Origin of the sequence: Streptomyces flavofungini (assembly GCF_030388665.1) — a bacterium.
Taxonomy (GTDB): domain Bacteria; phylum Actinomycetota; class Actinomycetes; order Streptomycetales; family Streptomycetaceae; genus Streptomyces; species Streptomyces flavofungini_A.
Genome location: NZ_CP128846.1, coordinates 7,973,358 through 7,984,678 on the forward strand (window position 1 = coordinate 7,973,358; position 11,321 = coordinate 7,984,678).

10 protein-coding genes and 1 riboswitch are annotated in these 11,321 nt (G+C 70.9%); of the genes, 7 read left to right on the top strand and 3 right to left on the bottom strand.

The genetic code is table 11. The annotated features are described in order from the left end of the window. Positions 1–35: 35 nt before the first annotated feature. The 6 genes from QUY26_RS34305 to QUY26_RS34330 all read left to right on the top strand — a co-directional run bounded on the left by QUY26_RS34305 (position 36) and on the right by QUY26_RS34330 (position 5,808). A complete protein-coding gene (locus QUY26_RS34305) occupies positions 36–869 on the top strand; it encodes a DUF881 domain-containing protein (protein ID WP_289956278.1) in 834 nt (277 codons plus the stop codon). A 487-nt stretch (positions 870–1,356) separates the two neighbouring features. Beyond that, a complete protein-coding gene (locus tag QUY26_RS34310; RefSeq protein WP_016638265.1) occupies positions 1,357–1,893 on the top strand; it encodes an FHA domain-containing protein in 537 nt (178 codons plus the stop codon). 42 nt (positions 1,894–1,935) lie between these two features. Continuing rightward, complete coding sequence (ftsR, locus tag QUY26_RS34315; protein ID WP_289953607.1) at positions 1,936–2,679, top strand: transcriptional regulator FtsR; 744 nt, start codon at positions 1,936–1,938, stop codon at positions 2,677–2,679. Positions 2,680–2,732: 53 nt separating this feature from the next. Then, the gene (locus tag QUY26_RS34320) at positions 2,733–3,206 is read left to right on the top strand and encodes a bifunctional nuclease family protein (protein ID WP_005475662.1); all 474 of its coding nucleotides are present in this window, start codon (positions 2,733–2,735) and stop codon (positions 3,204–3,206) included. 270 nt (positions 3,207–3,476) lie between these two features. Continuing rightward, on the top strand, positions 3,477–4,109 hold the full coding sequence (locus QUY26_RS34325) for a MerR family transcriptional regulator (protein ID WP_289953608.1): 633 nt from the start codon (positions 3,477–3,479) through the stop codon (positions 4,107–4,109). 103 nt (positions 4,110–4,212) lie between these two features. Then, positions 4,213–5,808, top strand: coding sequence for a DNA polymerase IV (locus QUY26_RS34330; protein ID WP_289953609.1), 1,596 nt, complete (start codon positions 4,213–4,215; stop codon positions 5,806–5,808). Positions 5,809–6,081: 273 nt separating this feature from the next. Here the strand turns inward: QUY26_RS34330 and QUY26_RS34335 are convergent, their stop codons facing one another. Further along, complete coding sequence (locus QUY26_RS34335; RefSeq protein WP_289953610.1) at positions 6,082–6,444, bottom strand: PRC-barrel domain-containing protein; 363 nt, start codon at positions 6,442–6,444, stop codon at positions 6,082–6,084. A 195-nt stretch (positions 6,445–6,639) separates the two neighbouring features. After that, a riboswitch (glycine riboswitch) is annotated at positions 6,640–6,737 on the top strand. A 188-nt stretch (positions 6,738–6,925) separates the two neighbouring features. Here QUY26_RS34335 and gcvP point away from each other — a divergent pair. After that, complete coding sequence (gcvP, locus tag QUY26_RS34340) at positions 6,926–9,814, top strand: aminomethyl-transferring glycine dehydrogenase (RefSeq protein ID WP_289953611.1); 2,889 nt, start codon at positions 6,926–6,928, stop codon at positions 9,812–9,814. A gap of 124 nt (positions 9,815–9,938) precedes the next feature. Here the strand turns inward: gcvP and QUY26_RS34345 are convergent, their stop codons facing one another. Both QUY26_RS34345 and QUY26_RS34350 read right to left on the bottom strand, forming a co-directional pair. Further along, positions 9,939–10,145 carry a DUF5999 family protein gene (locus QUY26_RS34345; protein WP_289956279.1) on the bottom strand — a complete coding sequence of 69 codons (207 nt, stop codon included), beginning with the start codon at positions 10,143–10,145 and terminating at the stop codon, positions 9,939–9,941. Positions 10,146–10,503: 358 nt separating this feature from the next. Then, entirely contained in the window at positions 10,504–11,088 is a 585-nt protein-coding gene (locus QUY26_RS34350; RefSeq protein ID WP_289953612.1) for a hypothetical protein, read from the bottom strand. Between the last annotated feature and the right edge of the window lie 233 nt (positions 11,089–11,321).

Consider the following 11,321-nt stretch of genomic DNA (forward strand, 5'->3'; position numbering starts at 1 on the left):
CCGAGCGCCCCAAGAACCCCGAGAGGCCCGCGCACATGGGCAGCCCATCCGCGGACGGAGGGCGCAGGGAGCTGCCCCCGGAGGTCCCGGTGACGTCCCGCACAGCCGCTGACGGGCCGCCCGGCGGTCAGGGCGGGGACCCCTCCCTGACCGGGCGTCAGAGGCTCGTACAGGGAATCTGGCCGCCGCGCCTGACACGGGCGCAACTCATCGTCGCCCTGCTGCTGTTCGTTCTCGGCCTCGGGCTCGCCATCCAGGTGCGGTCCACGAACGACAGCAGTGCGCTGCGCGGGGCACGACAGGAAGATCTCGTACGTATTCTCGATGAACTGGATGACCGAAGTCAGCGTCTGGAAGATGAGAAGCGGAGACTGGAGGAACAGCGCACCGGTCTCGAGAACAGCTCGGACCAGGCCGAGGAGGCTCGCAAGCAGACCGCCGAGAGGGAACGACAGCTCGGCATCCTGGCGGGCACCGTGGCCGCGCAAGGCCCCGGCATCACGCTGACGATCGACGACAAGAAGGGGACGGTTGAGGCTGACATGCTGCTCGACGCCATCCAGGAGTTGCGCGCCGCCGGTGCGGAGGCCATCCAGGTCAATGACGTCAGGGTGGTGGCCAGTACCCATTTGTCGGACGCGACGGGCGGCGGTGTGCGGGTGGACGGCCGGAAGGTCTCCGCGCCCTACCGCTTCAAGGTCATCGGCAAGCCGCAGGACCTGGAGCCGGCTCTGAACATTCCCGGCGGGGTGGTGCAGACTCTGGAGAAGGAGCAGGCCACGGTCGCTGTCGCACGTACGGAGAAGATCGTCGTGGATGCCTTGCGACCGGCGAAGCGGCCTGACTACGCTCGGTCGTCCTCCCAGTGATCCGGGGGCGCATGGGGGCCGCTGGTCCAGGGCATGAGGTTGCGGGGGGTCGGCGCACCGCAGACGGGGTGCGTGATGGAAACTGTTTGGCGGCTACGGACGTTGTGAGGATGTCCGTGGTGCCGCGGTATGACGGTGTGTGCAATCAGGGTTCGTCCTGCCCCACGGGCGGGTCTGTTTCGGTCAAGGGGAATCGCCCGTGAAGTTGTTTGCGAAGTTGTTCGGCAAGAGCGCACGTGAAGACGCCCGTCATCGTGCGCCGCGCGCCACAGACGTGCCGGAGACGCAGGTGGGCGAGCGCCCCCTGTTCCGGGACCAGGTCGGCGGAGACATTTCGGGCGGACAGGGCGCGTCGTCTGTTGACCCTGCCAGTTCCGGCCGCATAGGTTTCGGGGAACCGTCAACCTCAAGTACGGGTGGAGGGTTTACCTCCGACCCGTACGCGTCCCATGCCCCTGCGGGGCAGCCGCGGCAGGAGGATCCGTCCATGTCGGCCCTGGTGTGTACGAGGTGCGGGAACCGCAACGCGCAGGCGAGCCGGTTCTGTTCCAACTGCGGTGCGCCGCTGCGGGCCGGAGCGGTCGCCGAGCGTCCGTCCGAGACCACTTCGACGATCTCCATCTCCGGACTCGAGGCCTACGACGCCGAGGTCACGGGGCAGACGCCGTCCCCGGCGCTGTCGCCCGAGGCCCAGGCGGCCGTGGACGCGCTGCCGCTCGGCTCGGCGCTGCTCGTCGTGCGGCGCGGCCCGAACTCGGGCAGCCGCTTCCTCCTGGACGGCGAGCTGACGACGGCGGGGCGCCACCCGCAGAGCGACATCTTCCTGGACGACGTGACCGTGTCGCGCCGTCACGTGGAGTTCCGTCGCCTCGCGGACGGCTCCTTCACCGTCGCCGACGTGGGCAGCCTCAACGGCACGTATGTGAACCGGGAGCGGATCGACTCCGTCGCGCTGTCCAACGGTGACGAGGTGCAGATCGGCAAGTACCGGCTGGTCTTCTACGCGAGCCAGCGGGGCATCTGACCCTCCCCCAGACTCCGTCTGGGGGGACCCCCAGGAAGGTCCATGCTGCACACAACGAGGGGCGGTGCCGGAAACGGCACCGCCGCCGCGGATCACCGGCTGATGAGCATCGGCACCGTGCTGAACGTGCTGCGTGACGAATTTCCCGAGGTCACCATCTCCAAGATCAGGTTCTTGGAGTCCGAAGGACTCATCGAGCCGCAGCGAACGCCCTCCGGCTACCGCAAGTTCAGTCCCGAGGACGTCGAGCGGCTCGGGTACGTCCTGCGGATGCAGCGCGACCACTACCTGCCGCTGAAAGTGATCCGCGAGCAGCTGGACGCCGCGGAGCGCGGCGAGGGCCCCGCCGTACCCGCGCCCGGGCAGTCGCCCGAATCCGCCGACAGCGAACTCGCGGAGGCGGAGGAGGAGCGCACGGCGGCCCGGCTCGGCCGTGACACCCTGCTGGCCGCAGCCGAGGCCGACGAGCGGCAGCTCGCCGAATGGGAGACGTACGGCCTGATCACGCCCTTGCCCGACGGCAGCTACGACGCGGACGCCGTGACGGTGGCCGCTCTGGTCGTGGAACTCGGGCGATTCGGTATCGAACCCCGCCATCTGCGAGCCATGAAAGCGGCCGCAGACCGGGAGGCCGGCCTCGTGGACCAGGTCGTCGCGCCGCTGCGCAGGCACCGCAATCCGCAGACCAGGGCCCATGCGGAAGCCCGTACGAAGGAGCTCGCGGGGCTCACGGGCAGGCTGCACGCGGCGCTCGTGCACAGTGCGCTCGGCGTCCGGGTGCGCTGACCCGATCGGTGCCCGACTACCCAAACCTGCCGGGCACGTCCTAGGGTTGCTGTGTGAACGAGCTCGACGTCGTAGGTGTCCGGGTCGAAATGCCCTCCAACCAGCCGATCGTGCTCCTGCGTGAAGTGGGAGGCGACCGGTACCTCCCCATCTGGATCGGACCAGGGGAGGCGACCGCCATCGCCTTCGCACAGCAGGGCATGGCGCCCGCGCGGCCGCTGACGCACGACCTGTTCAAGGACGTGCTGGAGGCCGTAGGCCAGGAGCTCACCGAAGTACGCATCACCGACCTGCGAGAAGGCGTGTTCTACGCCGAGCTGGTCTTCGCCAGTGGGGTCGAGGTGAGCGCGCGGCCCTCCGACGCCATAGCGCTCGCGCTGCGCACCGGGACGCCGATCTTCGGCAGCGACGGGGTGCTCGACGACGCTGGGATCGCCATTCCGGACGAGCAGGAGGACGAGGTGGAGAAGTTCCGCGAGTTCCTCGATCAGATCTCGCCCGAGGACTTCGGCACCAACAGCCAGTGAGCCGCTCCCGGCGGCGGAACCGGCGCTTGTGCGGCGGTGGATCCGGCGCTCGTGCCGGGCCGTCGGCGGTCGGTCACGGGTGATCGTCCCTCACCCGTAGGACCCCTCCGGGAGGCCGTCCCCGGATCATTCGGCTAGCCTTTCCCCGCAGTGTGGGAGGGGAAACCACTCGCAGGGTGATTATCACCCGGCGTGCCGAGTGTGGCGTTCGTTGACGAGCCCCTGGTGACTGCCTACCGTCGAGGAGGCAGGTCAAGGACGGAGGTCGGCGTGAGAAGCAGCGGCGACGGCACAGCGGTGGGCGGTCCGTACCCGCATCACAGCAGCTCGGCCGATCACTCTCCGAAACGCCCGGTAGCAGTGCCCGGCGGCACCTCCGGACCGGAAGGTCAGGGGGAGAGCCCCGCGCAGGACCGGGTCGGATATCGGGGTCCCACGGCGTGCGCCGCCGCGGGCATCACGTACCGCCAGTTGGACTACTGGGCGCGGACCGGGCTTGTGGAGCCCAGTGTGCGCGCGGCCGGTGGCTCCGGGACCCAGCGGCTCTACAGCTTCCGTGACGTGGTCGTACTGAAGATCGTGAAGCGGTTCCTCGACACCGGGGTGTCGTTGCAGAACATCCGCACCACGGTCCAGCACCTGCGTGACAGCGGATTCCGGGACCTGGAGCGCACGACGCTGATGAGCGACGGAGCGACGGTCTACGAATGCACCTCGCCCAGCGAGGTGCACGATCTGCTCCAGGGTGGACAGGGCGTCTTCGGGATCGCCGTGGGCGTCGTGTGGCGCGATGTGGAGACCGCGCTTTCGCAGCTCCACGGAGAGCGCGTCGACACCGGGGAGACCCTGGTGGGGCACCACCCCGGGGACGAGCTCGCCAGGCGGCGCAACCGGGCCGTCTGAGGTGGTCGGCGGTGGCCTGCGGCAGGTCGGCGATGGTCCTGGCGGGGCGGTCGTGCCCGGTGGCTCAGGGGCATTGTCAGTGGCGTAGGGCAGCATCGGAGATGTGAGGACCGCGCCGACGATTCTGCATCTCGACATGGACGCCTTCTACGCGTCCGCCGAGCAGGCCGCAAAACCGAGCCTGCGGGGCAAGGCTGTCGTCGTCGGCGGGCTCGGACCGCGCGGTGTGGTCGCCACCGCCTCCTACGAGGCGCGTCGGTTCGGGGTGCACTCGGCGATGCCCATGGGACAGGCGCGGCGGCTCGCGCCGAACGCCGCGTACCTCGTGCCCCGGTTCTCGTTCTACCGGGCGATCAGCGACCAGGTGATGCGGCTCCTGCGGGAGCTGTCGCCGCTGGTGGAGCCGCTGAGCCTGGACGAGGCCTTCGTGGACCTGGAGGCCGGCGGCGTCGCGGCGGACGAGGCGGCCGCGCGGGCCGTGGGGGAGCGGCTGCGGGCGGACATCCTACGGGTCACGGGACTGACGGGGTCCGTGGGGCTGGCCGCCTCCAAGATGCTGGCGAAGATCGCCTCCGAGCAGGCCAAGCCGGACGGGCTGGTGCTGATATCGCCGGGCACGGAGCGGGAACTGCTCGCGCCCATGACCGTGCGGACACTGCCGGGGGTCGGGCCCGCGACCGGCGACCACCTGCGACGGGCTGGGATCACCACCGTCGGGGAGCTGGCCGAGGCCGGGGAGGACGAGCTCGTACGGCTCCTGGGGAAGGCGCACGGCGGGTCGCTGTACGCCATGGCGCTGGCGCGGGACGAGCGGCCCGTGGTGGCCGAGCGGGACACCAAGTCGGTCAGCGTCGAGGACACCTACGACGTGGACATCCACGACCGGGTGCGGGTCCGGACGGAGGTGGCGCGGCTCGCCGACCGGTGCGTGCGGCGGCTGCGGGAGGCGGGGCACTCCGGGCGGACCATCGTGCTGAAGGTGCGGCGCTTCGACTTCTCCACCCTGACGCGCTCCGAGACGCTGCGCGGACCCACGGACGACCCCGGCGTGGTGCGGGAGGCGGCGGCGCGGCTCCTTGAGTCCGTGGACACGACGGGTGGGGTGCGCTTGCTGGGGGTCGGGGTGAGCGGTCTTGCGGACTACACGCAGGAGGATCTGTTCGCCCAAGCCCAAGCCCAGGCGCAGGCCGATGCGGATGGGGCGGGCGCGGGGGGCAGTGCGGGCGAGGCGGGTGCTCAGGGTGAGGTGGGGGGTGAGGCGGGCGCCTGGCAGGGGGCCGTGGATGAGGGCGGGGACGGGGCTGAGGTCGGGGCGCTGGACGGGGGCGGGCGCGAGGGCGCCGGGGGCGGGGGTGAGTCTGGTGGTGGCGGGCTCGGCGGGGTGCCTGGTGGCGGTGAGAGCGGGGGCGGGGAGTCCGCGTCGTTGGCCGACCGCAGGTGGTCGGCCGGGCACGACGTGCGGCATGCGGTGCACGGGGCGGGGTGGGTGCAGGGGAGCGGTCTGGGGCGGGTGACGGTGCGGTTCGAGACGCCGGGGTCGGCGCCGGGGCGGGTGCGGACGTTCCGGACGGATGATCCGGACCTGGAGCCGTCGGATCCGTTGCCGTTGGTGGCGGAGGTGGCGGAGGTGGCGGAGGGCGTGGAGGGCGTGGAGGCGTCCGCCCTGGCCGCGACCTGTGTGGATTCACGGTCGGTGTGAGCCCCCACGGCCTGCGTGACCCCACGACCTGCGGAGGGGGCAAGCCACGGACGGCGCCCAGCCGGGCCGAGCTGAGCCGAGCCGGGCCGGGCTGGACCGAGCCGGGCCGGGCTGGACCGAGCCGGGCCGGGTTTGGCCGGGAAGGGCCCGGCTGAGCCGCTGACCGAGTCTCCAAGCCCTCGGCTCCATGGACGCCCCCGGGCCCAGCCGCCTCGGCCTGCGCAACCGCCCCCGGCCCACGCAGCCGCCCTGGGCCCGCACAGACCCCCTCGGCTACGTGGACGTCTGACCGAAGTCCGCGTCCGGTGGGGGCGGCGGCGGGGCCAGGTCCAGGCCGTAGTGGCGGTAGAGCTGGAGTTCCTGCTCCGGGGACAGGTGGCGGCCGACGCCGAAGTCCGGGGCGTCCTTGATCAGGGAGCGTTCGAAGGGGACCCGGAGGGTGCCGTCGTTGACCAGCTCGCTGGGTTCGAGGGGGACGAAGGCATCCCTGCTGAACAGCCCCGTCCGTATGGCCGCCCACTCCGGCGCACCGGTGGCATCGTCGAGATAGACCTCGTCGACTGTGCCGATCTTGGCCCCGTCGCGGTCGAACGCTTTGCGGCCGATCAGGTTGCGCGGATCGATGTCGGTCTGCACGGGCCCTCCAACTGGTCGCGAGTCGTGCGTGCTCGTACCTGCTTGTGCGTGCTTGTGCCAGCTCGTCCGCACTCGTACGTACTCTCACGTGCTCGTCCAGAATTCGCTCGTCACCACTACGAAAGAGCACATCGAGGCGGGCGGCCACTCGAGGGATCGGTCGCGGTCCTCGCTGGTAGGCTGACAAGTGGCTGTTGACCCCGTGCGGGAGAGCTCTTCGGTGGCAGCACCGGAGGCGCCGAAGGAGCAACTCCTCCCCGGAATCTCTCAGGCCCATGTACCGCACGGACGAGGTCACTCTGGAAAGCAGGGCGGGCGTCGGGCGGGCACGTTCGGAACCCTTCCTCACCGACGGTGAAAGCAGCGCTGCCCTCGGGCGGTGCTGTGAAGCTCTCAGGTTGAGATGACAGAGGGGGAGGCCGTCCGGGTACCCGCGCCGTGGTGCCCCTCGCAGGTCGTGTCAGACCAGGAGGCCTCCGCAATGACCGCCACTCCTCGTACTCCGCTCTCGCAGCTGGAGCAGGGAATCCCCTTCGAACAGCGGCACATCGGACCCGATGCAGAAGCCCGCGCCAAGATGCTCGCCCAGGTCGGGTATGGCTCGCTCGACGAGCTGACGGCCGCCGCGGTGCCGGATGTGATCAAGAACGCCGAGGCCCTCGAGCTGCCCGGCGCGCGGACCGAGGCCGAGGTCCTGGCCGAGCTGCGTTCCCTCGCCGACCGCAACCAGGTGCTCGACTCGATGATCGGGCTCGGCTACTACGGCACGTTCACGCCGCCGGTCATCCTGCGGAACGTGATGGAGAACCCGGCGTGGTACACGGCGTACACGCCCTACCAGCCGGAGATCTCGCAGGGCCGTCTGGAGGCGCTGCTCAACTTCCAGACCGTCGTCGCCGACCTGACCGGACTGCCCACCTCCGGCGCCTCCCTGCTCGACGAGGGCACCGCCGCCGCCGAGGCCATGGCGCTCTCCCGGCGCCTGGGCAAGGTCAAGAACGGCGTCTTCCTCGTCGACGCCGACGTGCTGCCGCAGACCGTCGCCGTGATCCGGACCCGGGCCGAGCCGACCGGCGTCGAGGTCGTCGTCGCGGACCTGACGGACGGCATTCCGGCCGATGTCGCCGAGCGCGGCGTGGTCGGCGTGCTGATCCAGTACCCGGGCGCCTCCGGTGCCGTACGGGACATCAAGGCGCTCATCGACCAGGCCCACGACCTGGGAGCAATCGTTTCTGTGGCCGCCGACCTGCTGGCGCTCACGCTGCTCACCTCGCCCGGCGAGCTCGGCGCGGACATCGCCGTCGGGACCACCCAGCGCTTCGGCGTCCCGATGGGCTTCGGCGGCCCGCACGCCGGCTACATGGCGGTGCGCGAGAAGTTCGCCCGCAGCCTCCCGGGCCGCCTCGTGGGCGTGTCCGTCGACGCCGACGGCAACAAGGCCTACCGGCTCGCGCTGCAGACCCGTGAGCAGCACATCCGCCGCGAGAAGGCGACCAGCAACATCTGTACGGCCCAGGTGCTGCTCGCCGTCATGGCCGGGATGTACGCCGTCTACCACGGGCCCGAGGGCCTCAAGGCGATCGCGCGGCGCACCCACCGGTACGCGACGATCCTCGCCGCGGGCCTCAAGGCCGGGGGCGTCGAGGTCGTGCACGAGGCGTACTTCGACACGCTGACCGTCCGCGTGCCGGGCAAGGCCGCCGACGTCGTGACCGCGGCCCGCGAGGGCGGCGTGAACATCCACCTCGTGGACGCCGACCAGGTGTCCTTCGCGTGCGACGAGACCACGACGCGGACGCAGCTTTCCGCGATCTGGACCGCGTTCGGCGTCGAGGCCGACGTCGAGGCGCTCGACGCGTCCGTCGCGGACAGTCTGCCCGCCGGACTGCTGCGCTCCGACGACTTCCTCACGCACCCCGTGTTCCACCAGTACCGCTCCGAGACCGCGATGCTGCGCTACCTGCGCCGCCTCGCCGACCGGGACTACGCGCTCGACCGCGGCATGATCCCGCTGGGCTCCTGCACCATGAAGCTCAACGCCACCACGGAGATGGAGCCGGTCACCTGGCCGGAGTTCGGCCAGCTGCACCCCTTCGCGCCCGCCCAGCAGGCGCAGGGCTACCTGACGCTGATCCGGGAGCTGGAGGAGCGGCTCGCCGAGGTCACCGGGTACGACAAGGTGTCGCTGCAGCCCAACGCCGGTTCCCAGGGCGAGCTCGCCGGACTGCTCGCGGTCCGCGGCTACCACCGCGCCAACGGCGACGACCAGCGGACCGTCTGCCTGATCCCGTCCTCCGCGCACGGCACCAACGCCGCGAGCGCCGTGATGGCCGGGATGAAGGTCGTCGTCGTGAAGACCGCGGACGACGGCGAGATCGACGTCGAGGACCTGCGGGCCAAGATCGAGCAGCACCGCGACCAGCTCGCCGTCCTGATGATCACCTACCCGTCGACGCACGGCGTCTTCGAGGAGCACGTCGCCGACATCTGCGCGCAGGTGCACGACGCGGGCGGCCAGGTCTACGTCGACGGCGCCAACCTCAACGCCCTGGTGGGCCTCGCCAAGCCCGGCCACTTCGGCGGCGACGTCTCGCACCTGAACCTGCACAAGACGTTCTGCATCCCGCACGGCGGCGGCGGCCCCGGCGTCGGTCCGGTGGCCGTGCGCGAGCACCTGGCCCCGTACCTGCCCAACCACCCGCTGCAGCCCGCCGCGGGCCCTGAGACGGGCGTCGGCCCGATCTCCGCGGCCCCCTGGGGCTCGGCCGGGATCCTGCCGATCTCCTGGGCGTACGTGCGTCTCATGGGCGGCGAGGGCCTCAAGCGCGCCACGCAGGTCGCCGTGCTCTCGGCGAACTACATCGCCAAGCGCCTGGAGCCGCACTTCCCGGTGCTCTACACCGGTCCCGGCGGGCTCGTCGCGCACGAGTGCATCGTCGATCTGCGTCCGCTGAGCAAGTCCACGGGCGTCAGCGTCGACGACATCGCCAAGCGGCTCATCGACTACGGCTTCCACGCGCCGACCATGTCCTTCCCGGTCGCCGGCACGCTGATGATCGAGCCGACGGAGAGCGAGGACCTGGACGAGCTGGACCGGTTCTGCGCGGCGATGATCGCCATTCGGGGTGAGATCGAGAAGGTCGCGAGCGGCGAGTGGAACGCCGCCGACAACCCGCTGCGCAACGCCCCGCACACCGCCGCCGCGCTCGGCGGCGACTGGGAGCACGGCTACACCCGCGAGGAGGCCGTCTTCCCGGCCGGAGTGGTGGCAGCGGACAAGTACTGGCCGCCGGTGCGCCGTATCGACCAGGCGTACGGCGACCGGAACCTGGTCTGCTCCTGCCCGCCGCTGGATGCGTACGAGGACTGATACCGCGGCGCCGCGTGTGCCGTCGACGCCGTGCGCGCGGTGCCGACGGACCCGCGGTCGCACATGAGTCAGGGCCGGTTCGGACGGAAGTCCGGGCCGGCCCTTGGTGTACGTGGTGGACGGCTCAGGCGGCCGTCATCACCTGGCTGGTGCCCAGCGGTCGATGCGGGGCGATGATCTCCCCGTTCGGCAGCAGCTCACCGGTGTCCTCGAAGAGCAGGACGCCGTTGCACAGCAGACTCCATCCCTGCTCCGGGTGGTGTGCCACGAGGAACGCGGCTTCCCGGTCGGCGGATTCGGCTGTCGGGCACGCTGGCTGGTGCTGGCACATGGAAGGGTTCTTTCGCTGCGTGGTGATGGTTGTGACGTCTGTCTTGCGGCTCGATGCGGTGTTCATCGCCGCCCCCCGTTTTTTGTCGGTCCGGTCCAGTGTTGCCCCACGGCCGTGATTCCGCAGGGATTTTGCTGCAGCGGTTCCTACTGCTTAATGACGTATCACCCGCCCGGACGGTTCAGCCCAACTCCCCTGTCTCTTCGGGTGGTTCGTGATAGTCGAAGTGGGCTAGTCCGGTTGGGCGGGTCGGGACGGGGGGTGACGAGGCGCTGACCCGCGGCAACCGGGCAGCTCACAGCCGTGCCCCGCGGCCGGGGCGGGGCGGCGGGGCACGGTGGGACTCGGGGCGGCGGCCTCAGGCGGGCGAGCTCAGGAGCGGCGCCGGGGTCAGGCGGTGGGTGAGGACGGGCAGCAGGTCGGCGGCGCGGTGCGGGCGGTGGGCCGCGATGCCGGGGGGCGCCGGGGCGAGCGGCACCAGGAGGTCCGTGGGGGCGAGCGGGCCGCTCGCGCCGTCGTCCGCGCAGTCGGCGTGCAGCCACAGCGTGAGCATGTACAGCCCGGGCACGGAGAGCAGCCGGGGCTGGTAGGACTTCGGCATGGCCTCCGCGTGCCGCAGGGCCCGCTCCGCCGAGGCGATGTACGGGCCCTCGCAGAAGTGCGAGAAGGCCCAGCCGTCCGGCGTGAGCATCGTGTCGGCCGCGGCGACCGCGCGCTCGCCGCAACGGATCAGGAAGCGCCACCCGGTGAGCTTGGTCGGGGACGTGCCCGTCGCCGTGACGTGGTCCAGCTCGTGGACCGGGAGCGGCAGTTCCGCACTCGTGGGGCCCTGGGTGGCGCGCAGGACCGGGGTGCGGGCCCCGCGGACGGCGGTCGGGGAACCGAGGGCCGCGAGGACGCTGCGCAGGGCGGGCGCGGGAGCCGGGGGGACATGCAGGGGCATGGTGAGTCGCCTCTCTCATTCGACAGGCACAGTGGAGCGGGGGCAGGTGCGGACGTCGCTGTCAGCTCTGGGCCAGAGGGGCGGGGGCAGGGGGACCGCGAGCGCCAACTCTCTGCCTCAACCGCGGAGTTTATACGACGGGTGTTCAGGGATTGTTTCGCCTAGCCGTTCCGAATATCGCGGACAAGTCGCTATCCGGTCGGACTGCTGGGGCTTTTCTCCCGATTCTGGAT